The sequence below is a fragment of the Peribacillus simplex genome, assembly GCF_001578185.1.
Classification (GTDB): Bacteria; Bacillota; Bacilli; order Bacillales; family DSM-1321; genus Peribacillus; species Peribacillus simplex_A.
Genome location: NZ_CP011008.1, coordinates 4,865,194 through 4,888,456 on the forward strand (window position 1 = coordinate 4,865,194; position 23,263 = coordinate 4,888,456).

Consider the following 23,263-nt stretch of genomic DNA (forward strand, 5'->3'; position numbering starts at 1 on the left):
ATTCATTTGAAATCCTTTAGTTAGAATATGGTAAAATCATTACATAAAGAAAATATTTCCTGAAAAAGGAGTGCCTGACTATGTCAAATATCGCGAAGAATATCCGGCAATATCGAGAAGATCATAACCTCACTCAACAGGAACTGGCTTTGAAATTACGAATCGGCACCAAAAAGATTGAAAAGTATGAAACTGGTGAATCGATTCCTGATACTCAAACCATTTTACGGCTTTCGACCGTTCTTGACATTCCAGCTTCAGAGTTCTTGAAGGACGCCCAAACCGGGAACGCTTCTGGTGTTGACGAGGACATAAAAAAGCTGATTGAAGAAATCGGATCCAAAAAGGCTGAGCTCATCCTAAGAACAGCTAAAGACTTTAGCGAAGAACAAATTCTGAATGTTATGCATACTTTATATAATACACAAGCTAATTAAAAAAAATGGTCGTAGTATGTGTATTTTTTTTCAGAGTGCTGGATATACTATGATTAACACTTTCTATGTTAATCCATTAGATTAACTCTTTTTCTAATTCCCCCTATGGAAAGGGATCCGGCTGCTTATAACGGCCGGATCCCTATTTTTTTGCTTTTATTGGCTATGGTTCTTCATGAAACGTTCCATCCTTCTAAGCGCTTCTTGAAGTTGTTCCATGGAGGATGCATAGGAACAGCGGATATGACCTTCACCGCTTTCCCCGAACACATCTCCCGGTACAACGGCTACAAGTTCTTCCGTCAGAAGTTTTTCAGCAAATTCCAACGAAGTCATCCCTGTTTTCTCAATGGAAGGAAAAGCATAAAATGCCCCGCCAGGATTGTGACAATCAAGACCCATATCGTTAAATGAATTCACGATATAATTTCGTCTTCTCCGATAACTCCGACGCATTTCTTCTACATCCTGCATTCCGTGCCTTAAAGCTTCCAATGCAGCATGTTGAGCAACGGTCGGCGCACACATCATCGCATATTGATGAAGCTTAAGCATCGCTTCAGAAATTTCCTTAGGTGCACAAACGAACCCAAGACGCCATCCGGTCATTGCAAAGCCTTTCGAAAACCCATTGATGACAATTGTCCGCTCATGCATGCCGTCAATGGCAGCAAAAGAGGTGAATTTCTCATCATAAGCAAGTTCAGCATAGATTTCATCGGAAATGACAAGCAAGTCATGCTTTTTAATGATATCAGCAAGCATCACTAATTCTTCCTGTCCAAGCTGGGTGCCAGTTGGATTATTCGGTGAACAGATTAAAACCGCCTTCGTTTTAGGCGTGATTGCCGCTTCGAGTTGCCCGGGAGTCAACTTAAAGTCATCATCCTTTGAAGTTTGGACCGTGACCGGTATTCCCCCTGCCATGGTCACAAGCGGTGCATAGGCGACGAAACAAGGTTCCACTACAATGACTTCTTCCCCTGGATTCAAGATGGTCCTCAGGGCAATATCGAGAGCCTGGCTTGCTCCGACCGTGACAATGATTTGATCCTCTGGTCTATATGAAACATGGAACTGCTTCTCCATATACCAGCTGATTTCCGACCTTAATTCAAATAATCCGGCATTAGCCGTATAAGAGGTATACCCTTCCTCCAAGGAGTTGATCGCAGCTTCCCTCACTGCCCAAGATGTAACGAAATCCGGTTCACCCACACCAAGTGAGACGACCCCTTCCAAATTGGCTGCCAGGTCGAAAAAGCGGCGGATGCCTGATGGTTTAAGCTCTGCAATCGTTCTTGAAACATAACTCGTTTTAATCATGGTGACACCACTATCCGCTTATCTTCATCAGTTTGATCAAAAATTGTGCCATCGTGCTTGTATTTTTTCATAATGAAGTGAGTCGTCGTAGAAATGACCGAATCCAGTGTCGAAAGTTTTTCTGAAACAAAGTTTGCCACTTCGTTCATAGAACGCCCTTCGACAATGACTGATAAATCATAAGCCCCCGACATTAAATAAACGGACTCGACTTCTTTGAATTTGTAAATCCTTTTTGCCACCTCATCGAAACCGACACCGCGTTTCGGAGTGACTTTTACATCAATCATCGCTGTGACACCATGGTATTCATCCACTTTTGCCCAGTTAATGACTGTTAAATAACGGACAATAACCCGCATATCTTCTAATTTCTTCAATGTTATTTCAATGCCCGCTTCTGATAGATTGGTCATTTTAGCCAAATCCTTCAGATCAATCCGGCTGTTATTTTCAATGATTCTCAAGACTTCCAATTCCTCTTCATTCAAGTGCATTGGAAAACCCCCCTTTTGGAATTCACTAATTTAGATGTGATGGTTTGGCTGGCAGATAGTCTCACGAATTACCTTATTAGACTTTTTTAGAATCCTATATGACAATATAAATTAATAAGTCCTATTCTGTCAGGATAAACTTATACTATTATATCAAAATTGGTTGGCGACCTGTTATAGTAATTGTCTTTTTTCATCGTTATTATTACAATTACTGTTATGCAACAGTATTTAAGGACCTTTTTTGGGATATTCAGGTGAACACACACTTGTATCTATGACTAATACCAGAGGAGAAAGGGATTTATATGGAAATTCATACAATCAAAGGCATCGAACGGGTGGAAAATATAGAAATCTATTTTGAATATGACCATATGGATGATTCCTTCCCCACACTTGTACTGCTTCACGGATTTTTGTCATCCAGCTTCAGTTTCCGTAAATTAGTGCCCTATTTGATCAAGGAATTCAATGTGATCTCAATAGACCTTCCCCCATTTGGGCAAAGCGGTAAGGATTATCGATATACATATTCATTCCAGAACATTGCTAAATCCGTTGTTCTGTTCTTGGAGGGGAAAAACATCAGGAAATTCAGTATTATCGGCCATTCCATGGGCGGGCAGATTTCCCTTCAGCTCATAAAATCACATCCTGATCTTGTCGACCATGCTATCCTCCTTGCCGGATCAGGCTATCAGCCCGGCTATTCGGAAAAAATGAAGATGGTCAGTTACCTGCCTTTCTTTTCATTCGGGATAAAACGGTATTTACAAAAGTCCGGGATCGAAAAGAACTTAAAAAATGTCGTTCATGACCCGACCATGATTGACGATGAAATGCGACAGGGCTATCTAGGGCCATTCATAAAGAAGCATGATATTTTCCGTGCATTGGGGAGGATGCTCCGAGATAAGGAAATCGATTTGTTGAAGGAAGACCTTAGTGATATCCATACGCCTTGCCTGCTTATATGGGGAAGGCATGATAGAGTGGTACCGTTGGATATTGGCCAAAGGCTCCATGATGACCTGCCTAATTCCGAGCTTGTTGTCATTGAGGATACCGGGCACCTCCTTCCAGAGGAGAAACCGGAAGAGGTTTATCAATTAATTAAGGAATTTCTTGGTGTAGCCTCCCCAACTTAAAAACAAAACTTACGAGTAAACAGCTCAAACTTACGAGTAAACAGCTCAAACTCACGAGTAAACAGCTCAAACTTACGAGTAAACAGCTCAAACTCACGAGTAAACAGCTCAAACTCACGAGTAAACAGCTCAAACTCACGAGTAAACAGCGTAAACTTGCGAGTAAACAGCGCAAACTCACGAGTAAACAGCGTAAACTTACGAGTAAACAGCACAAATTCACGAGTAAACAGCGCAAACTCACGAGTAAACAGCGCAAACTCACGAGTAAACAGCTCAAGCTCACGAGTAAACAGCTCAAACTCACGAGTAAACAGCGCAAACTATGAGTAAAGAGCAAAAAAACAACGTAAAAAAGGTGACCCTTATTTCTGGGTACACCCTTTTTCACCTTTAGATCGAACAGCTGGCATCATTTTTTATGATGAGCAGTTTCTGTGCAACTTCCAGGCATTTTTCCATCTTAACGGTTTCATCGAATGCGAACTCGTAAATGGACTTTATTTTTTCCGCCAGTTCCTGCGGGCTATCTATATCCCGGAGTGCTACGACCGTATCCGCAATTTCCGGTTCATATAGATCCCATCCTATCTGGAAAGGGTCCCATTCTTGCAAAACGGCAACCAACGCTAAATTCATTTGCTGTGTATCCATAATTCATCACCTGCTCAATATTTTCAAAGAACATGTTATCATAGTATCATAACAACAGGCTTTTCACGAAGACGACAAATTTTTATTCGGCGGTGGACATTTTGAACAAGTCAATTTTTGAAGAACACATTAACAGAGAAAATTCAGGATCCGTAAAATGGGATAAAAACTCGCTCAAATCATTGTATGGGCGCGAAGATGTTCTGCCAATGTGGGTTGCCGATATGGACTTCCCATCTCCTGAGGGCATTCAAAAAGCGTTAATAGAACGCTTGAATCATCCAATTTTCGGTTATACCGTCCCTTCCGAAGCGGTTTTCACCGAAATTCAACGCTGGCTTAGAGACCGGCACTCCTGGCAAATCGATAAAGAGTGGATTTCATTTAGCTCTGGCGTCGTTTCTGCAATTGGTACAACAATCCAGGCTTTCACGGACCCGGGCGATAAAATATTATTACAATCACCCGTCTACACACCATTTTTTGATATGATCAAAAATAATGACCGGGAAGTGGTCAATAGTCCCCTTATCATAGAAGAAGATCGCTTTCAGATTGATTTCGCTGATTTTGAGGACAAGCTGAAAAACGGAGTGAAGCTTTTCCTTTTTTGCAGTCCACATAACCCTGGCGGACGCGTTTGGACAAAAGAAGAACTCCTCCGAATCGGGGAGCTCTGTGAAAAATATGATGTAGTCATCGTCAGTGATGAGATTCATGCTGATTTATTCCATACAACATCCAGACATTATCCGATAGGCTCGCTTTCAGAGAAGTTAGCCGACATAACCGTCACGTTAATGGCGCCAAGTAAAACATTCAATATTGCCGGCCTTCAGGCTTCATTCCTAATCACCAGTAATGAAAAATTGCAAAAGAAATTGCAAAAGGCACAAACGAAATTGGCATTCCATGGCCTTAACATCCTCGCTTTAACAGCGATGGAAGCTGCGTATCGAGAGGGCTTAAACTGGCTGGAAGACATGATTGGCTACATTGAGGAGAATATAAAAGTGGCTGAGGAATTCATCGCTGCTGAAATCCCTTCTTTGCATGTCATGCATCCGGATGCTTCTTACCTTCTATGGATTGACTGCCGTGATCTTGGATTGAATGACAAGGAAATTAAGGAACGGCTGATCCATCAAGGGAAGCTCGCATTGGAGCCTGGTTCAAAATATGGACCTGGCGGAGAAGGTTTCGTCCGAATGAATCTAGGTTGTTCACGCAGCATGATGATGGAAGGTCTGAACCGTTTAAAATTGGCTTTTTCATAAAAAAAAGAACCAGGTTTAAAAAATCCTGGTTCTTTTTTTCAATCTTTCTCTTCATCAACATAAGGATCATGCTCATATCGCGGCAAATCACCAAACGGGGTTTGAATATTTTCTTCAAAAAGTTCTTCCTTCAATTCTTGATATTGGGAGTTCGGGTAAACCGTTACCTCTTTACCGTATATATCCACACCAACAAAATTTTCATAATCTTCGACATATCCGATATTTTCTTCGGACTCGACATACATATCTTCGTAATCGCTTGGCGGATTTACAAAATCGGAAGGCGATTCAGATGTTCCATAACTGGCAACATCCTGCCACGAATCTTCCGCATCGTATGCAACCGATTCGTGCCGGGCATCATAATCAAACTTTCCAAACGGCGGTCCCAGCACTTCCTCTTCTATCGGCCGATTGTGCGAAGTTTCCTGTGACGGAGTATGCTCGACACAGTAAGTCGTTGTAGGCATGGCTTTCAAACGTTCAATTGGTATTTCCTTTGAACAAACCTCGCACTTTCCATACTCACCTGCCTCGATGGCAGAAAGGGCTCGATCAATATCCCTTATTTCATCCCGATCATGCTCGGAAAGGGCCAAATCCTTTTCCCGTTCATATAACTCGGTTCCTTCATCGCCGGGATGATTATCGTAACTCGATAGCTCACCTGTCGAATCCTCCAAGCTTCTTCTTAAATCGTAGTTGCCTGAATCATTTAATCGCTCTTTCAACTCTTGCTTCGTTTGCTGCAATTGCTGTTGAAATTCTTTTAGCTGCTGATTGGATAGCATGTGCAACATCCTTTCAAAATCGTTCTTCCCTCTAGTATTTCTCTCTTCCCTTCATTCCATAAAGGTACTTTTTACCTTAGGAATAATTTATTTGAGGTAACAGAAGCTAAATTAGAAATATTGATTCTAGGGGGCTTTCATTTGTATTTCTATAAAGAGGATTTAATCAATATGATCGTTCCAGATAAGCCTGATCCCAATGCAGCAAAGGTTCTTCAGGAAACGCTTGGAGGACAATTCGGTGAAATGCGGACGATGATGCAGTATTCTTTCCAAAGTGCCAACTTCCGCGGCAACGCTAAACAATATCGTGATTTAATCCGCGGGGTTTTCCTAGAGGAACTAAGCCACGTAGAACTTGTCCAATGAAATGAGCTCCAATAAAGCAATGCGTGAAACACTGGCATTTTTAATGGTCCGCGACAATGCCCATCAAAATGCATTTGCCAAGGCATTGGAAACTCTTGGGGTCAGCTGGGGGAAGATCTTCCCTATACCTAATTATGATTTGAACAAATATCCTGAATGCCGAAAATATGTGGATTTGGGCTATCATAATGCTCAATTCAATTTCAGGCTGGATCAAACTAAAATAGGCGAAATTTTCCAAGGGGAGACACCGAGCCGAAATGGCGGAAACCTTGCCGTTACCGATCCGCCAAAAGGATTCCCGGTCCCGGAAATGCTAGATATGCCAAATGAACACAGCCCTGGTTTGAGTGATTTGAACAATTAAAAAAGAAGGCGGACACATCATTCCGTGTTCGCCTCCTTGTTTTAATTATTTATATATTTCTCAAAAACATAGCCAAAATCTTTAACATGGTACTTTTTCCGACTGTCCATCAACCATTCGAAAGCTGCGGAATTAATTTCCTTGAAACTTGCAGCCATTTGGCTTCCCTCTGTCCGAACCTGGTTCAAAGTGGAAGAAGCAAGGTTTACGCTTTGCTGTGCAAATTGAAGGGCATATTCATTCTCATGGCAAATTTCCGATATTTTAACTAATGATTTGAACAAGTCCTTTAATTCTTCAATGAACTTCTTATGGACATCAATGGAGAACGTCTTTGCACCGATCGTAAATTTAATTTCCGCATCCAAATCCACGGTCCCTGCCGTTTCAAGTGTTACGCTGGAAATATTGTACTGGCTGTAGCTATATCTTGTAAGTGTACGTTTTTTGCTTATGGCACTTGTCCCGTCCAAATGTATGAACGCTTGATTCGTGAAACAGTACTCATCGGTTTTCGATTTTATCAGGAAATAAATTTTTTCCTCGTCTTCATGCATGATATAGTCATCTGCATCCACCTTGTCATAATTGGCAGGGCTAATCACACTTCCAATATCACTAAGTCCAAGGGCATCAGCCGCAATTTTCTTAAACATCCCTATTCCCCCTATCAAAATTCAGGCATTATAAGTATTTCTCAAGTATTATCTCATCTCGGATAGGAATTCCCTCAAAACTGTAAAATGGTATTTCAGGTTTGATTTTCCGTGATTCTTCAACCGCATTTTTAACGATTTCCGAAATGACATAACCACGCTTTTGAAAAAACTTCAATGCCTGTAAATTATCGTTCGTTGTAATCGCTTTAATAGTATGGCAATTTTTCTCCTTGGCGGTATTTTCCATTACATAAAGCAACGATGAGCCCACTCCTTGATTCTCATGCTCACTATTCAAAGAAATGATTTGGCATACATGGTCGGACAGCTTATACGTTCCCAAACCCATGATTTTTTCATTCTCGTCCATCACTCCAAAACCCTCAAGTTCCGCATAATGAAACAAACCTCTTGAAAAAACGACTTGAGTCGTCTCCCAGTGCTGAATGAAAAAACTCTTAACTGTATCCGTCGCAATCATTCTTTTAGCTACGATTTGCATAACTATTTACGCCCCCAAAGTTTCTATCTCTATGCTTATAGTATAAATTGCTTATGCTGATAAGGGAACAGTTTATTCTTCATTCAGGTCCTTTACGGCCTTCTAACAAAACATAATACCATTCATATTCTAATTAGCAAAAAAAAAGGCTGGAACTCTAGTGAATCCACTCGCATCTTCGGAATCAAGAAATAGTATCATCCTTTATATGCTGGTTCCTTTTAGTGACTTCATCTTCGAATTGCTTAGTTTTCAGTTCTTCTTTTTTTGAATATTTTATAATTGCCCTCATCGTAAAAACGGCTGCTACTAAAAAGATGAAGCATGTTATACCTGCAGAGATATATTCAGTCTTGTCTTCTGGAAAGTAAAGAAACAAACCTAGTAAAGTATGATTGAGAAAGTCCATTCGATACATCCTTCCTGATAGGAATTAAAATGCTTTATCCCATTATATCAATTGCCAGAACAATCCACTAGTGAAGCAAATTCGCTAAAACCTAAAAAAACGAGAGGCACTAAGCCCCCCGCTTCTCTTTTATTTATAAAATGGTGATTCCTTTAATGACTACATCCACTGCTGGCTTGTCTCCCGCAACTGTCTCTACATTAGCAATCGTATCAACAACGTCCAGGCCTTCGATCACCTGTCCAAAAACAGAGTGTTTATGGTCCAGCCATGGTGTGCCGCCTTGTTCCATATAAGCGTTGATGATTTCTTCCGGATAACCGGCTTCCTTCATCTGCTCACCCATCCTGCTGTCTACATGCTGGGCTTGTACGACGAAGAATTGGCTGCCATTTGTTCCCGGTCCTGCATTTGCCATGGAAAGGGCTCCACGCAAATTGAATAATTGCATGGAGAACTCGTCCTCAAATGTAGCTCCCCAAATACTTTCTCCCCCCATTCCAGTACCTGTCGGATCTCCGCCTTGAAGCATGAAATCCTTGATGACACGGTGGAAAATGATTCCTTCGTAGTAACCGTTTTCAGCATGAGTCAAGAAATTTTCCACTGTCTTTGGAGCCAGCTCAGGGAATAATTTAATTTTAATATCGCCCATCGTCGTTTGCATGATGACCGCTTTTTCATTTTCCAAAACTTCACTTGTTAATTGTGGAAAGTTTGTCATTGTATATACCCTCTTTCTTTTTTAAAATTAATGGCCTGTAACGCCATTTTCCATCTTCATTTGTACACTTTACACGATTTTCATAAAAAAAGCATCTTTGCGAAATTGAACGAATTCGCTGTGAAAAATCGTTGTTCTTATGTATCATGAAGGAAGTTAAAAGAAAGGTGGTAGGGAAATGTCAGAACAGGATTTTAAAATCGGCGATAAGGTCACCGCCATATATAAAACCGGAAAATACATCGGGGAAATCACCGATATCAGACCTGCTGCATATCTTGTTAAAGTGTTGGCTGTCATGAAGCATCCCATGCAGGGGGATCTTCATAACCCGAAGCAAACAGAAGTGTCCATGTTCCATCAGCGGCGTGCTCTTGCATTCCGGGAGCAAACCAATGTACCTAAGAATATGGTAAGGGGCTTTGAAGAGGAAATTCCTGAGTATAAGGAGTCCTTAAGAGAAGCTGTTGAGAAAATGAAACGTACCTTAAGCGAAGCAAACACAGAGTGGAATGATAAAAGCTTACAGCTGCTTGAAGATCTGGCGGCGGATTATTTCAAATAAAGCATAAAAGCCAAATCAGTAGTATATGATTTGGCTTTTATAACGCTAAATGATTCAATACCTTTGATAAATCAATGCGATCGCCAATTGTCGTCGGTTCATGATTTTGCATATAACTTTTATCTTTCTCTACTAACTTAAATATATTATATGTCGTAATTGCATCATCTAACGCCCTGTGATGCTTGCCTGTCCCTTCTTTGCCATAGGCCTGTACAGCCTTCCAAAGTCCGGTTTGATTTTGATCTCCGAAAAAGCGTTTATACTCCAGGCAAAGATCTATTTGTTTTCCTGAAAAAGGGAAATCCAATCCTGATTTCTGACAGTTCTGGCGAAGTACCTTCATGTCCATATTTCCCCAAGTCACAATCGTCGTCGGGTGCTGCTCATCTATTTTCTTCAATAAAGAAATCAACTCTTCAAATGAAATCCCCCGGTCCACCTGATCTTGGGTTATATTCAAGAACTTCTTGCATCTCCCCGTCAGGACTGGAAATTTCAATGGGTTAACAAAAGAAGAGAATTGTTCCTGAATTGTCTCATTAATGACGCTGACTAAACCGACCTCAATGATTTCTGGATAAAAACCTACTGGATTCGCTTTTCCTTCCGGCATCGTAAATTCAAAATCAATGAATACATATTGCTGTTGTTCCTCCATCTTAATGACCCCCTTCTTATTCTTGACGTCAACATATAAACAAAAATTGGTTTTATTTTCTCATGAGAATATTATAACAGAAGATTTAGAAAGTTTTTCATTGGTTCATAATACACCATTCAGATACGACTTCTGCCATCATTCTTGATTCATTCAAAACTATATATTATTTTCCTTAATTGGTTTTAGTGGTTGGACGAACCGAAGCACCATTCTTTAATCCCTGCACATCCCAAGAACATACTAAAATATATTAGTTAGGAAGTTGAACTATGCGCACGTATCTTGGTTATATCACGATTTTCTTCACAGTTCCTGTATTGTCCTTTTCATTTTCCTTTCCTATCACAAGTGATCCTTAGCCCAAACTCCCTATCATGTACTTCACGAGCGAATCCCATTGATTCGATAGAGCTGGCTCAGGACTAATTACATGACGGCCGCAAATGGAAAGTGATCAGTGAAATTTCCAATGGTGAAAAACGGACTTACCTTAAACTTGATGACATCCCCTTTTTCTGGAAAACCATTTCCCTTTCAGCATAACAGAGGATCACAAATTTTTATGATCATGCAGGTGTTGGCCTGTCCGGCATGGAAGGCGCATCTAATCAACCTTCACAAAATAAAACAATCGAACAAGGCGGCAGTTCCATTACCCAGTAATTCACCAGGAGTGTTTGCCCTTCCCATGAAAGGACGTATAACCGAAAACTTAATGAACTCTTTTACGCCTATCAGTTAGAGCGAAAAAATTCAAAACCGGAAATCATGGAGCTATATTTGAATACGATATATTTCCAGTAATGGATCATATGGAATCGAAGCTGCCTCCCAGTATTATTTCAGTAAACCGACTGGGAAGTTATCAAAGGCAGAACTCACTTACTGGCAGCAATCCTTAATAATCCTAAAAACTATAAACTCTTAATGTGTCGAAGATCGGAAGTACGATTAAATTAGACTTGTCCACCTCGGTCGACTTATTATCCCGATTACGTGACATATGCTCATCAGGAATGAAAAACCTAGTCGCATCCTTTGAAGGTCTCATAATCCCTGCAAGGTTCTGATGTGGCTATACGCCAGGTGAGGCAGAGCTGGATAAAAGGATTGAAAAGCTTTTGATTCCGGTGTAACCATCAATACCGCACTCGATACCCAGCTGTAAACTAAAGCCCAAGACTGCTGTACAATCAAAAATCGGTGCAATGATATCGAGGAAGCTTTAGTGGTTATACAGCATCATACGCACGAGCTTGTCTCTTTGATTGGGGAAAAGGATTATAAAAAAAATTCTTTCAATCGGGCATACCAAAACTATCGGCAGCCAGGGTGCCATTAACCCCACTCCTTGATTCTGCCCCCCTATATAGAAGAAACGGATGCTGACATCAATCAGGCAGTTAGTTGAGCAAGCTATTGAGCAAAAACTATTGTCCAAAGAATTATAGCGCTGACAGCTATGCGTTGGACACACTAAGTATTGCCTTTGCTCAGTCCTATATCACACCCGCCATAAGGATGTATTGAACAATGAATAAGCACCGCCAATTACATATATGACAGATTCCCTTCTTACACTGTTCAGGGCTTTACCTTCCGAAGCCTTGGTAAGGAATAATAAAGACTGCTCCATATAGTATCGGAGATCAACTTCAATCCGGCAAAAACCATAAAAAATAATAGGTAACATGAGCATTTGCATTTTCCATAAATGGGAGAGGCTGAATAGTAGGATTGAAATGATTGGAAAGTAGCTAAGTAAATAAGCGTTTTTCATGGATTCTCCATCCATGCATCATTTTCCCTACATTATGCAAACTATTCCACTTTTTAACAGTGAATTCTCTACTAATTCACCCTTTAAAACTTTTAAATTAAAATTTTTCGGGACGATTTCCCCTCCTTTTCTACCTATATATAAAACTCCATTTTAGTCGGCCTTCACTGTTCTTAAAGCCATGCAAACCCACATAAATTGCGTTATACTTTTAAGCGAGGCAAGTATCGAATCAAAAATACATATTCAACGAAAGTTTTCTAACGTCTAAGATTGCGTAAAAAAAGCATAATAAGACGAATGACTTCGTTATAAAAAGGGGGGAGTTTATGTCTTTACTGCATTGGGCGGTATTATCACCGTTTCTATTTGCACTTATTGTACCAATATTATACAAACTATTCCGACAAATACATACAGGATGGTTTGTATTGATTTTACCGATTCTCCTTTTCACCTATTTTTCAAGGTTCATTAACTTGACCAAACAAGGGGATATCATTACGGAAAGGGCTGCATGGATTCCTTCACTCGGAATTCATATTGATTTCTATGTAGATGGACTAGGACTTTTGTTCGCCTTGCTCATTACGGGGATAGGTTCACTTGTCGTTCTTTATTCGGTTTTCTATTTATCGAAAGAGAAAGAAAAGCTGAACCAATTTTACGTCTTCCTTTTGCTTTTCATGGGAGCGATGCTGGGCGTCGTCCTTTCCGATAACCTAATTGTCCTTTATTCATTTTGGGAATTCACGAGTTTATCATCTTTTCTATTGATAGGATATTGGAACGAAAGGGAGCGTTCACGTTATGGAGCGCAGAAATCCCTGCTGATCACCGTGCTTGGAGGCTTAAGCCTGCTTGGAGGAATCATTCTCCTTTCCATTATGGGAAACACATTCAGCATACGTGAATTGATAGCACAAACCGGGGAACTTATGGACCACTCGCTCTTCATTCCTGCACTTTTGCTTGTGCTGCTTGGCGCATTCACCAAATCCGCACAGTTCCCGTTCCATATCTGGCTTCCTGACGCGATGGAAGCTCCGACACCTGTCAGCGCTTACCTTCATTCCGCGACAATGGTCAAGGCCGGAATTTATCTGGTTGCTCGCTTAAGTCCTGTTTTTGCAGAATCCGGATTATGGTTCTGGCTCGTTTCGATTACCGGATTGATTACCTTGTTCTGGGGCTCATTCTCTGCAATCAAGCAGACTGATTTAAAGGGGATTCTTGCTTTTTCCACCATCAGTCAGCTCGGATTGATCATGTCGCTTTTGGGACTTGGTGCGGCGGCTCTCCACTATGATTCGTTAGGGGAAAATATATACTTGGCAGCCACGGTTGCAGCAGTATTCCACCTAATTAATCATGCGACCTTTAAAGGCAGCCTTTTCATGGTTGCAGGCATCATTGATCATGAAACCGGTACGCGTGATATCAGGAAGCTTGGCGGATTGATGCAGTTGATGCCGATTACTTTCACCGTCGCCGCCATAGGTGCTTTTTCAATGGCTGGACTTCCGCCCTTCAATGGTTTTTTAAGTAAGGAAATGTTCTTGGCCAGCATGGTGCATGTATTGGAATTGAATATCTTCAATATGGAGACATGGGGTATACTGTTCCCTGTTATAGCATGGGTTGCCAGTGTATTCACTTTTATTTACAGCATGATCGTCGTGCTCAAGCCCTTTACAGGCAAACTTCAGTTACAACTATTGGACAAGAAGCCCCACGAGGCACCGGTAGGGATGTTGATTTCCCCGGTCATCCTTGCTTCGTTGGTCATCATTTTCGGTATTTTTCCAAACTTGCTCTCTTCATCGATCATTGAACCTGCGGTAGCTAGCATACAGCCAAGCTTGGCGGGTCCGGATTTCCAAGTCCATATCGAATTCTGGCATGGATTTAAACCTGAATTTTGGATGACGGTCGGCATCATTGCATTTGGAATCATTTTATACAAAACGTTTCCGAGGTGGCAAAAGATCCACCAGTGGATGCCTGAACGTTTATCCCTGAATGCTTTTTATGACAACGGGATAAGGGGGCTGGAACGATCAGCATCCTCCGTCATGAAATTTTTAATGACAGGTTCGATTCGGATGTATTTGCTTTCCATATTCCTTTTCTTCATTCTTTCATTGGGCTTTACACTCTATTGGAAGGATGCCTTTAAATTGGATACAGGAAATTTTGCCCCGATCGGCTTATATGAATTGGTATTAGCGGCAATCATCGTGATTAGCTCGATCGCCATCTTGTTTGCAAGATCCCGTTTAACCTCCATTATTATTCTAGGAGCGGTCGGTTATACGATTTCCCTATTTTTCGTTTTGCTGCGGGCACCGGATTTAGCCTTGACTCAACTGGTCATCGAAACGATTTCGGTATCCCTGTTTTTGCTCTGTTTCTTCCACCTTCCGTTAATGGCAAGCAGAAAGGAAGAACGGATGACATTCAGGTTGAATAACGCCCTGATATCCATTGGTGTAGGAGTCATCGTGACACTGATTGCCTTATCGGCACATAGCAATAAACTATTTGATTCCATATCAAGTTACTATCTTGAAAATGCTTATAAGGAAGCAGGCGGGAAAAACGTCGTAAATGTCATTCTTGTTGACTTCCGCGGACTTGATACGATGTTTGAAATCAGTGTCCTTTCCATCGCTGCGCTCGGAATATTCGCGATGATCAAATTGCGTTTGACAGGGGGAAAAGATAAATCATGAAGCAAAATGACCTGATTCTTCAAACGGTTACGAAAGTCGCCGCCTTTGTTATCTTGCTTTTTGCGGTAGCCATCTTTTTAGGGGGGCATTATTCGCCAGGAGGCGGGTTTGTCGGCGGTTTAATGACTTCAGCTGCCATAGTCTTGCTGTTGCTCGCTTTCGACATTAAAACCGTCGCAGGCATCTTGCCGATTGACTATAAGCTAATGATTGGTTCAGGCTTGCTCATATCAAGCCTGACTGTTGCCGGCGGGTTATTTTTCGGGGTGCCGCTCATGACACATGTATATCAATATATCGATTTGCCTCTTCTTGGGCACATCTCGCTTCATACCGCGGTACTGTTTGATCTGGGTGTTTATCTTGTGGTTGTTGGTGTAACGATGACCATTATTCAAACGATAGGGGAGAGTGAATAATGGAACTTTTAATGGCCATTGTCATTGGAATACTATTTATGTGTGCGACCTATTTAATGCTTTCAAAAAGCATTTTAAGAATCATAATCGGTACTGGGCTGCTCAGTCACGGCGCCCACCTTTTGATTTTGACGATGGGCGGCCTGAAAGGCGATTCCGTTCCATTGCTAAGTGATAAAGTTGCATCCTATGTCGATCCGCTTCCGCAAGCGCTTATCTTGACTGCGATCGTCATTAGTTTCGGAGTCACATCATTTCTGCTGGTTCTAGCTTACCGGACCTACCAGGAACTCGGTACGGATGACATGGAAGAAATGAGAGGTACGGAAACGAATGAATAATCTTACTTTCATGCCTGTTTTATGGCCGCTTTTCACAGCCATCTTTCTTATTTTCTTTTCAAAAAAAATCAAGCTGCAAAGAGGGATATCCCTTTTTTCCTCTCTTATAGGAATTGCGATTTCCCTTTATCTAGTGTTCTCGGTTCATACTCATGGGATCTTGACTCTCGGTGTCGGCAGCTGGGATGCGCCTTTCGGGATCGTGATCGTCGCAGACATGCTTTCTTCGCTGCTGGCCCTGACCACGAATATCATTGGATTTGCCATACTGCTTTACTCGTTTTACTCCATAGGTGAAGAACGTGAAAGACACTATTATTATCCTGTATTTCAATTCTTGCTGATTGGTGTTAACGGTGCCTTCCTTACGGGGGATCTTTTCAATCTATTCGTCTTCTTCGAAGTCATGCTGATGGCTTCTTACGTACTGCTTGTACTGGGAGGGACGAAAATCCAACTGAGGGAATCATTGAAGTATATCATCGTCAATGTGCTTTCCTCTTCCTTTTTCGTCATCATGGTGGCGTACCTTTATTCAGTTCTAGGTACATTGAACATGGCGGATATCAGCCAAAGGATAGCGGAGGTAAACCAGCCTGGAATCATCTCGGTGATTGCAATTGGCTTCTTGATCGTTTTCGGTTTGAAGGGAGCTATTTTCCCGCTTTTCCAATGGCTCCCAGGATCCTATTATGCTCCACCAATTCCGGTGATGGCACTATTCGGGGCATTGCTGACAAAGGTCGGGATATATTCCATTTTCAGGACCTATACACTCATGTTTTACCATGACCAGGATTTCACCCATACTTTCCTTGCGATACTTGCGATCTTGACCATCATCATCGGTGTCATTGGTGCGATAGCCTATTGGGATGTTAAAAAAATCATCATTTACAATATCATCATCGCCGTCGGGGTTATCATTTTCGGCATCTCCATCATGAATGAACAGGCCTTATCGGGCTCCATCCTATATATCATTCATGACATGCTGATCAAGGCTGCGCTCTTCCTGCTGGTTGGCATCATGATCAAAATCAGCGGATCGGATGATTTACGGGATATGGGCGGCTTGATCAAGCGATACCCGGCCCTTGCATGGACTTTCTTCATAGCTGCCATATCATTGGCGGGAATACCACCGTTCAGCGGTTTTGCAGGTAAGCTTTTGATTCTTCAGGGAGCTGCAGAAAAAGGGGCCTACTTTGGAATGGCCGTTGTCTTACTTTCTAGCTTGATGGTTCTATATTCCGTTATGAAAATATTCATGAATGGCTTCTGGGGAACCCCAAAAGCTGATTATGCCTTAACTAATAATACGGTGAATAAAATGCTGGTTCCTGCCGTCCTCCTTGTTATCATTTCCGTTTTATTCGGAGTAGGAACAGAATCGATTTACCCATTCATTACACAAGCTGCAGAAACATTAATCAATCCCGATATTTATATTAAAGCGGTTTTAAAGGAGTAGTGCTTGATGTCATTCCAAATTTTACTGAATGTGTTCCTTGCGTTTATCTGGATGTTTTTGAAAAATGAGTTTAACGGGAGCACTTTTATCATCGGATATGTATTGGGGCTCGGCATCATGTTCGTCTTCCGTCATTTTTTCAATGACCGTTTTTACCTGAACAGGGTGAATGCCGTCGTTCAATTGCTGCTTATATTCGCAAGGGAACTCTTCCTTTCCAACGTTAGCGTCCTTAAGGTCGTGCTTAAACCGAACCTTGATATGAGACCTGGCATATTCGCATTCGAAACCGCGCTAACTAAGGATTGGGAAATTACGATACTATCGAATTTAATTACACTGACACCAGGAACACTTGTCGTTGAAGTATCGGAGGATAATCGGATTCTTTATATCCATGCGATGGATATTGCCGACAAAGAAGAAGCCGTGGACAGCATTAAAAATACATTTGAAAAGGCGATCATGGAGGTGAGCAAATAATGTTCGATCTTATACTTAAAATCGCGTTGCTCGGTGTTTCGCTTTCCATGATAGGATTCTTATACCGTTTAATCAAAGGGCCTTCTGTACCGGATCGGGTCGTCGCGCTCGATGCGATGGGAATAAATCTTATCGCAATCGTTGCACTTGTATCCATTGTCATGGATACAAGCGCTTATCTGGAAGCCATTCTTCTGCTCGGAATCCTATCTTTCATCGGAACGGTCGCTTTCGCCAAATTCCTTGAGAAAGGGGAGATTATCGAAAATGACCGCAATCGTTGAAATACTTTCAGCCTTATTCCTTTTAATGGGGGTCTTTCTCTTTTTAGTCTCGGCTTTCGGAGTCATCCGTCTGCCCGACGTCTATACAAGAAATCACGCTGCCTCAAAAAGCTCGACACTTGGAATCATGTTCATCCTGATTGGCACCTTGTTATATTTTTATTATAAACATAGCCTTTTCGATTTCCGGGTCGTGCTCGCGATCATCTTTATCTTCATGACCAGCCCTGTTGCCGGGCATTTAATCAATCGCTCGGCTTACCATTCAGGCGTCAAAATGTGGGATCGAAGTGTACAGGATGATTTAAGGAAAACCAGGTGATTCCTGCCATTGCAAAAGAGCTGCCCTGATTACAGGAGCAGCTCTTTTCATGTATCAATCCTTTAAAAATACTTGGTCCCCTAAACTGATTTCACCCGTTCGAATGACCGAGGCATATACGCCAAAATGATTGTTCCTTTCCTTGACGACAGTTTTCAAAAGTGATGGATCCCTTTGGGAATCGCTTGGATTGACTGTTATGATCATACAACGCTCACAATGCCTTTTTATCTCTAATTCTACATCATTTCCAATCAGAATCCTTTTTCCGAACCATCGCTCTTCTAAAAAGGGTGTTTTGTCCACTAAAGATAGCACCAAATTTTGCCTGAATCTCCTGCCATCCACTTCTTTTCCCCAAAGCTTTTTCAATTCGCCAATCGAGGCATCACTGACAAGCAGGATGTTTTCTTCCTCAATCGCACCGAACGGGATATGTGCAGGCGGATAAACAACGGATGTTGCCTCCTGTTTCAACAACCGTTCCATTTCCTCCTTAAAGGCCTCTTCACCCCAAGCCAGCACGTTTCCTGAAGGGGTCTTCACTTTTATTTCCGGATATTGTTCCAGGGTTTCCTCACCAGAAAAAACAGCTTGATAACGGACCATTTCAGGAACTTGGGTTATCGTTAGGAACTTCCCGTGCTTGTCTTTAAAGGCATGACTGCGATCTCCATATAGCCCATAGTCCATCACCTTCGTTTTCTGTACCTGCTCACCGGTGAATGATTTTACAGGATGGCGGGTGATTTCTTGTATATGACCAACCAGCATAAGAAAACTCCTTTCAAACAATAGTCTACTGCCATATTATACTTAAACCGGACATTGTAAAATCATTACGTTACATTTCAAAGCGATAGTTCCCTGATTCACTTTGGTAAGTCGATAACGGCCAATGTACAGCGTGAAATGCAGATAAGACGATCCTCTTCATCACGGATTTTCACGTCCCATACCATCGTCGTCTTCCCGCGATGGATTATGTTCCCTTCTGCAGTAACCAAACCAGAACGGACACTCCTTACATGATTGGCATTGATTTCAAGACCGACGACAGCTTGTTTTGTCCTATCTACAAGCTGGATTCCGCCAAAACTCGCAACGGATTCCGCAAGGGCAACGGACGCCCCCCCATGCAATAATCCATACGGCTGCCTAGTTCGTTCATCCACCGGCATCGTCGCAATGACTTTCCCATCACCGATTTCCTTCATTTCTATCCCAAGCGTGCCTATCAAAGAACTTTCAATATTTCTCTCCATCCCAATACCCCCAACTCATGTTTTTTTCTACAACGAAATGATTCATTTAATTCCGAAAAATGAATAACCATTCATTATAGTATACATAAAAAGGATGACTCAAGTCTATTCAAGTCATCCCTCATTATGAGAATTCGATTATTTGGAGAGTATTTCTTTTAATTCAAACCAGCTTGTCAGTCTTGGAATATCCAAATCCCTGTTATAGGAGTTATCCATTGCATACACTTTCGTTGGGATATCCAATAAAGTTTCCAGCACTGCCGGTTTATCATCAAAATAATAATCCAATTCCAATCTGCGAATCGTATCAATTTTTTCATGATCCTTCATGCCGCAGTAAAATTGGTCATCCTTAACGGGAAAGCCGTTTTCAATCAACCATTTTTTCGTCCGTTCACCATGCTCCGCTTTTCTGGCTGTGATGTAATAGACTTCATGGCCATCGCGTTCAAGCTCCTGCAGCGTTTCCACTGCTCCCTCGAAGGCTGGACAGGATGAATAATACACTTCCTCGGCAAGGCTGTTCCACATCTTGCCCCCAGCCTTTTTATCAAGCCCGAAAGCTTCATGGATCTCTAACGTCTTTAAAGCTCTGAATTTCGTTAACTCTATGTTCATATCAAGCTTTTTATTATAAAGATGGAAAGCGAACTCCCTCAAATTAATAAGGGTATCGTCAATATCAAAACCGAATTTCATATCCTTCACTCCTATTCAAACATTAGCGGCAAACTGTGCTGCGAAGGAAATTTCCTTGTCCACCTGCATGGCCTGTAATCTTTCAATTTCGGCTTTTCTTTCCGGTTCAGCGATTTTAAGTCCAAGGAAGCCAGTATCCTCCCACATGATGCATCCTTTAATAAGATCGGCTAATATATCGGCATCTTTCATGGCACAATTGAGTCCAAACGCACCCGTAGGCGTCATCGTATGGGCTGCATCACCCAATAAAGCAACGCCATCCTTTGTCCACGTTTCACAATAGCTGCTGTAAACATCCAATAAAATGAAGTCATTCCAAGAGCGGATATTTTCACACACAACCTTTTTTAGTTCAGGAAAGGCGATAAGCAAATCTTCAATGAATGGCTCAAAGGGCTGTTTTCGCAAATGGGGAAATGAACCATGTTCTATATTCCATCCAATTTGGATGAAACCTCCAGCCTGGGTGAAGAGGGCAACCTGGGAGTCATTGACCAATGCCATCTTGATCGAGGGCTTCCACCCCTCTGGAGCGGGAATTTTTGCCCACAGTAAATCATAGCCATGATTTTTAATAACTACTGGTATCCCCGCTTTTTTTCGAACCATGGAAAATCTGCCGTCCGCTCCGATTATCAATGAACTATGCACTTCCAGTTCATTTCCATCCTTTCGGGCCTTAACACCCGAAAACCGGCCCATTTCATTCTGAATCAAGTCCGTAACCCTCGTATTCATCATCAATTGAAAAGAGTCCAGCTTTTCAGCTTCATTCAATATAGCAGTAAGCAGATGATTCTGAGGGACATGAATCCCAACATGATCTACCGGCAATTCTGGGAAAATCCTTTTAAACATTTGGCCATCATGCCAATATTCGATTTGTTCCATCCTAAGCAAGCCAAGCCTTTCCAGACTCTCGAATAAACCGTGCTTTTTCAGAATGCCTTCTCCTTCTTCGTTCAGGAATTCGCCCCTGAACTCCCGTGCAACTTCAGAATGCCTCTCGAGCAGGACGACTGAAATGCCCTGTTTGGCCAATAGAAAGGCTAGCAGCGCTCCTCCAGGCCCCGATCCGACTATGCATACATCTGACTTAACCATCATGCCTATCACCTGTTGTCTATTTTAATTTAGGATAAGCCGTGATGCGTATGTCCTCTCCAAACGTGTCCACGCCAGAGAAGGAAACATCCATCGCTTCATCCATCGTATCTACATTCATTCCACTATACGGTGTTAGTGAGTTTCGTCCGCCCAATAGTTTAGGAGCTATATAAATCAAGTATTTATCGATGAGCCCTGCCCTTAGGAAAGAAGCATTCACTTCGCTTCCACCTTCCAGCAAGACATCCGTAATCCCCTTTTTATAAAGCTCTTCCATCAAGGTCCTTAAATTCAGGCCCGAATCGTTTTTGGGGACGAAAATGAATTCGATCCCTTTTTCACGTAGAGCTGCCATTTTATCGGCAGGTGCATGATCCTGCGTTACGATCATGGTCCTCGCATCTGATACCTGGACAACATTGGCTTCCATTGGAACACGTAATTCACTGTCTAAAATGATTCGGATCGGATTTTTCCCTCCGCCCTCCGGAAGTCTGGTCGTAAGTGATGGATCATCGGCCAAAACAGTCCCGATTCCAACGAGAATGGCATCGACCTCATCCCGGAGCAAATGAACGGAATGACGGGATTCTTCTCCTGTTATCCATTTTGAATGGCCTGTGTGTGTTGCAAGTTTTCCATCGAGTGTCATCGCATACTTTGAAATGACAAATGGACGGCTCGTCAGCATATTGTGAATAAAACGCTCGTTCAGTCTTTGAGCTTCCTTCTCCAGGACGCCAACTTCCACTTCAATGCCTGCATCCTTTATGATCGATATACCTCTGCCCGCAACTTCCGGATTCGGATCTTGCGTAGCCACTACAACCCGCCGTACACCTGAGTCTTTCACTAAATTTGCACAAGGAGGGGTTTTTCCATAATGAGAACACGGCTCAAGAGTCACGTATAGCGTTGCCCCTTCTGCATACTCACCCGCCATTTTGAAAGCATGTACCTCTGCATGCGGTTCACCCGCTTTACGGTGGATTCCTGTCCCGGCTATCACACCGTCTTTAACTATGACTGCACCGACAACTGGATTTGGATTCGTCTTTCCTTTAGCACTTGCCGCCAAATCCAGTGCAAGCTTCATGTAATATTGATCATCATTCATGCGTTTAGCTCTCCTTATACAATCAAAGTTGGCTTCTTGTGTGGTATGTGTCCAGACTTCTTAACCTTTGTATCCAGATAGAAACTATTATCTTCCGTCAAACCGCCCCAAAGCGGGATATGGTCCTTTGCCGCTAGTCCATGCTTCATAAGTGCGTCCAACTTTTTAGGGTTATTCGTAATTAAAGTGACCGGATCCTCACGCAGTTCCTTCAGCACTCGAATGGCTCCCTCGTAAGACCGCGTATCGTCTTCGAATCCTAAAGCCTGATTCGCCTCGACCGTGTCATAACCTTCCTGCTGAAGTAAATATGCAAGAGATTTGGAAAAAAGGCCGATCCCTCTTCCTTCATGGTCCGCAAGGTAAAAAATGGCCCCGCACCCATGCTCGGCTATCATCTTCATCGATTGGTGGAGCTGGTAGCCGCAATCACAGCGTTTACTGCCAAAGATATCACCTGTGTGACAGATGCTATGCATCCGGACCAGTGCATCCTCCGACTTTTTAAAATCCCCATACACCAACACGGAGGATTGCTGGCCAAAAGCAAGGTTGGCTTCCGAAAGTGAATCAAGCACCGCTTCCTTGTCATTATCCTCACCATCGAGCTGGAGCCATGTATACCATTGAAAAACCGTTGAGAATTCACCTTGTTCAATAGGCAGGTTCACAGGCCCCACTAGGCATATATCAGCCTTTCCCGGAGTTTTAAGAATATTCATTTTATCTATTAAAAGGTCTTTTGTTTGCTGGGTTATTTTCATGTTAACATCACCTATTTTATAATTTTATAGTGTGCCTTCTGCTTACTTTAGGTAAGTAAGTATATTACTATA

At 42.1% G+C, this 23,263-nt stretch carries 28 protein-coding genes and 2 pseudogenes; 13 read left to right on the forward strand and 17 right to left on the reverse strand.

Translation table 11 applies throughout. From position 1 onward, the window contains the following. Positions 1–80 precede the first annotated feature (80 nt). Positions 81–437 carry a helix-turn-helix domain-containing protein gene (locus tag UP17_RS22805; RefSeq protein ID WP_061465423.1) on the forward strand — a complete coding sequence of 119 codons (357 nt, stop codon included), beginning with the start codon at positions 81–83 and terminating at the stop codon, positions 435–437. 156 nt (positions 438–593) lie between these two features. Here the strand turns inward: UP17_RS22805 and UP17_RS22810 are convergent, their stop codons facing one another. After that, entirely contained in the window at positions 594–1,763 is a 1,170-nt protein-coding gene (locus UP17_RS22810) for an aminotransferase (protein ID WP_061465424.1), read from the reverse strand. Continuing rightward, positions 1,760–2,260: an Lrp/AsnC family transcriptional regulator gene (locus UP17_RS22815; protein ID WP_061465425.1), complete on the reverse strand. Its 501-nt coding sequence runs from the start codon at positions 2,258–2,260 to the stop codon at positions 1,760–1,762. The genes UP17_RS22810 and UP17_RS22815 overlap by 4 nt, the downstream gene beginning before the upstream one ends. Before the next feature lie 308 nt (positions 2,261–2,568). Between UP17_RS22815 and UP17_RS22820 the strand changes: the two genes are divergently transcribed. Next, positions 2,569–3,411 (forward strand): alpha/beta fold hydrolase, encoded by an 843-nt coding sequence (locus UP17_RS22820; protein WP_061465426.1) that lies wholly within the window; start codon positions 2,569–2,571, stop codon positions 3,409–3,411. On the opposite strand, the gene UP17_RS28025 is transcribed toward UP17_RS22820, so the two are convergent. Both UP17_RS28025 and UP17_RS22825 read right to left on the reverse strand, forming a co-directional pair. After that, positions 3,408–3,626 (reverse strand): hypothetical protein, encoded by a 219-nt coding sequence (locus UP17_RS28025; protein WP_155727464.1) that lies wholly within the window; start codon positions 3,624–3,626, stop codon positions 3,408–3,410. The two genes, UP17_RS22820 and UP17_RS28025, sit on opposite strands and share 4 nt — an antisense overlap. Positions 3,627–3,804: 178 nt before the next feature. Next, on the reverse strand, positions 3,805–4,065 hold the full coding sequence (locus UP17_RS22825; protein WP_061465427.1) for a DUF1871 family protein: 261 nt from the start codon (positions 4,063–4,065) through the stop codon (positions 3,805–3,807). A gap of 92 nt (positions 4,066–4,157) precedes the next feature. Here UP17_RS22825 and UP17_RS22830 point away from each other — a divergent pair, with 92 nt between their 5' ends. Continuing rightward, a complete protein-coding gene (locus tag UP17_RS22830; protein WP_349817580.1) occupies positions 4,158–5,342 on the forward strand; it encodes a MalY/PatB family protein in 1,185 nt (394 codons plus the stop codon). Between the two features lie 38 nt (positions 5,343–5,380). Here UP17_RS22830 and UP17_RS22835 read toward each other — a convergent pair whose 3' ends face one another. Then, positions 5,381–6,136 carry a TraR/DksA C4-type zinc finger protein gene (locus UP17_RS22835; protein WP_061465429.1) on the reverse strand — a complete coding sequence of 252 codons (756 nt, stop codon included), beginning with the start codon at positions 6,134–6,136 and terminating at the stop codon, positions 5,381–5,383. Between the two features lie 141 nt (positions 6,137–6,277). Here UP17_RS22835 and UP17_RS22840 point away from each other — a divergent pair. Beyond that, positions 6,278–6,872, forward strand: a pseudogene (locus UP17_RS22840) (manganese catalase family protein). A gap of 41 nt (positions 6,873–6,913) precedes the next feature. On the opposite strand, the gene UP17_RS22845 reads toward UP17_RS22840, so the two are convergent. The 4 genes from UP17_RS22845 to UP17_RS22860 form a co-directional block, all read right to left on the reverse strand. Then, on the reverse strand, positions 6,914–7,528 hold the full coding sequence (locus UP17_RS22845) for a PH domain-containing protein (protein WP_061465430.1): 615 nt from the start codon (positions 7,526–7,528) through the stop codon (positions 6,914–6,916). A gap of 28 nt (positions 7,529–7,556) precedes the next feature. Continuing rightward, the gene (locus UP17_RS22850) at positions 7,557–8,033 is read right to left on the reverse strand and encodes a GNAT family N-acetyltransferase (RefSeq protein WP_061465431.1); all 477 of its coding nucleotides are present in this window, start codon (positions 8,031–8,033) and stop codon (positions 7,557–7,559) included. A 184-nt stretch (positions 8,034–8,217) separates the two neighbouring features. Further along, the gene (locus tag UP17_RS22855; protein WP_061465432.1) at positions 8,218–8,442 is read right to left on the reverse strand and encodes a hypothetical protein; all 225 of its coding nucleotides are present in this window, start codon (positions 8,440–8,442) and stop codon (positions 8,218–8,220) included. A gap of 133 nt (positions 8,443–8,575) precedes the next feature. After that, positions 8,576–9,166, reverse strand: a complete 591-nt coding sequence (locus tag UP17_RS22860) for a peptidylprolyl isomerase (RefSeq protein ID WP_061465433.1) — start codon at positions 9,164–9,166, stop codon at positions 8,576–8,578. Between the two features lie 178 nt (positions 9,167–9,344). Between UP17_RS22860 and UP17_RS22865 the strand changes: the two genes are divergently transcribed. Continuing rightward, entirely contained in the window at positions 9,345–9,731 is a 387-nt protein-coding gene (locus tag UP17_RS22865; protein WP_061465434.1) for a kinase-associated lipoprotein KapB, read from the forward strand. A 37-nt stretch (positions 9,732–9,768) separates the two neighbouring features. Here UP17_RS22865 and kapD read toward each other — a convergent pair whose 3' ends face one another. Continuing rightward, positions 9,769–10,392, reverse strand: coding sequence for a 3'-5' exonuclease KapD (gene kapD / locus UP17_RS22870; protein WP_061465435.1), 624 nt, complete (start codon positions 10,390–10,392; stop codon positions 9,769–9,771). 687 nt (positions 10,393–11,079) lie between these two features. On the opposite strand from kapD, the pseudogene UP17_RS29625 reads away from it, so the two are divergent. Further along, positions 11,080–11,199 (forward strand): annotated as a pseudogene (locus UP17_RS29625) (transglycosylase domain-containing protein); the annotation flags it as partial. 700 nt (positions 11,200–11,899) lie between these two features. Here the strand turns inward: UP17_RS29625 and UP17_RS22880 are convergent. Then, the gene (locus UP17_RS22880; protein WP_155727466.1) at positions 11,900–12,175 is read right to left on the reverse strand and encodes a DUF5366 family protein; all 276 of its coding nucleotides are present in this window, start codon (positions 12,173–12,175) and stop codon (positions 11,900–11,902) included. A gap of 329 nt (positions 12,176–12,504) precedes the next feature. Here UP17_RS22880 and UP17_RS22885 point away from each other — a divergent pair, with 329 nt between their 5' ends. From UP17_RS22885 to mnhG, 7 genes are read left to right on the forward strand one after another with little or no spacing between them, the layout of a single operon-like run. Next, complete coding sequence (locus tag UP17_RS22885) at positions 12,505–14,910, forward strand: Na+/H+ antiporter subunit A (RefSeq protein ID WP_061465438.1); 2,406 nt, start codon at positions 12,505–12,507, stop codon at positions 14,908–14,910. Then, positions 14,907–15,329: a Na(+)/H(+) antiporter subunit B gene (locus UP17_RS22890; RefSeq protein WP_061465439.1), complete on the forward strand. Its 423-nt coding sequence runs from the start codon at positions 14,907–14,909 to the stop codon at positions 15,327–15,329. Before UP17_RS22885 ends, UP17_RS22890 begins: the two co-directional genes overlap by 4 nt. Continuing rightward, a complete protein-coding gene (locus UP17_RS22895; RefSeq protein WP_061465440.1) occupies positions 15,329–15,670 on the forward strand; it encodes a Na(+)/H(+) antiporter subunit C in 342 nt (113 codons plus the stop codon). The genes UP17_RS22890 and UP17_RS22895 overlap by 1 nt, the downstream gene beginning before the upstream one ends. Continuing rightward, positions 15,663–17,144: a Na+/H+ antiporter subunit D gene (locus UP17_RS22900; RefSeq protein WP_061465441.1), complete on the forward strand. Its 1,482-nt coding sequence runs from the start codon at positions 15,663–15,665 to the stop codon at positions 17,142–17,144. Before UP17_RS22895 ends, UP17_RS22900 begins: the two co-directional genes overlap by 8 nt. Positions 17,145–17,150: 6 nt before the next feature. After that, positions 17,151–17,627, forward strand: a complete 477-nt coding sequence (locus UP17_RS22905; protein WP_061465442.1) for a Na+/H+ antiporter subunit E — start codon at positions 17,151–17,153, stop codon at positions 17,625–17,627. Continuing rightward, positions 17,627–17,911, forward strand: coding sequence for a Na(+)/H(+) antiporter subunit F1 (locus UP17_RS22910; RefSeq protein WP_061465443.1), 285 nt, complete (start codon positions 17,627–17,629; stop codon positions 17,909–17,911). Before UP17_RS22905 ends, UP17_RS22910 begins: the two co-directional genes overlap by 1 nt. Continuing rightward, on the forward strand, positions 17,895–18,233 hold the full coding sequence (gene mnhG / locus UP17_RS22915) for a monovalent cation/H(+) antiporter subunit G (protein ID WP_061465444.1): 339 nt from the start codon (positions 17,895–17,897) through the stop codon (positions 18,231–18,233). The genes UP17_RS22910 and mnhG overlap by 17 nt, the downstream gene beginning before the upstream one ends. 54 nt (positions 18,234–18,287) lie before the next feature. On the opposite strand, the gene UP17_RS22920 is transcribed toward mnhG, so the two are convergent. From UP17_RS22920 to UP17_RS22945, 6 genes are all read right to left on the reverse strand, one after another. Beyond that, the gene (locus UP17_RS22920; protein WP_061465445.1) at positions 18,288–19,007 is read right to left on the reverse strand and encodes an MOSC domain-containing protein; all 720 of its coding nucleotides are present in this window, start codon (positions 19,005–19,007) and stop codon (positions 18,288–18,290) included. Between the two features lie 98 nt (positions 19,008–19,105). Then, complete coding sequence (locus UP17_RS22925; protein ID WP_061465446.1) at positions 19,106–19,498, reverse strand: hotdog fold thioesterase; 393 nt, start codon at positions 19,496–19,498, stop codon at positions 19,106–19,108. A 138-nt stretch (positions 19,499–19,636) separates the two neighbouring features. Next, complete coding sequence (locus UP17_RS22930; RefSeq protein WP_061465447.1) at positions 19,637–20,200, reverse strand: 5' nucleotidase, NT5C type; 564 nt, start codon at positions 20,198–20,200, stop codon at positions 19,637–19,639. 15 nt (positions 20,201–20,215) lie between these two features. Further along, on the reverse strand, positions 20,216–21,310 hold the full coding sequence (locus UP17_RS22935) for an FAD-dependent monooxygenase (RefSeq protein WP_061465448.1): 1,095 nt from the start codon (positions 21,308–21,310) through the stop codon (positions 20,216–20,218). Between the two features lie 16 nt (positions 21,311–21,326). Beyond that, the gene (gene ribD, locus UP17_RS22940) at positions 21,327–22,427 is read right to left on the reverse strand and encodes a bifunctional diaminohydroxyphosphoribosylaminopyrimidine deaminase/5-amino-6-(5-phosphoribosylamino)uracil reductase RibD (RefSeq protein ID WP_061465449.1); all 1,101 of its coding nucleotides are present in this window, start codon (positions 22,425–22,427) and stop codon (positions 21,327–21,329) included. 14 nt (positions 22,428–22,441) lie between these two features. After that, positions 22,442–23,191, reverse strand: a complete 750-nt coding sequence (locus UP17_RS22945; RefSeq protein WP_061465450.1) for a GTP cyclohydrolase II — start codon at positions 23,189–23,191, stop codon at positions 22,442–22,444. Positions 23,192–23,263: the final 72 nt, after the last annotated feature.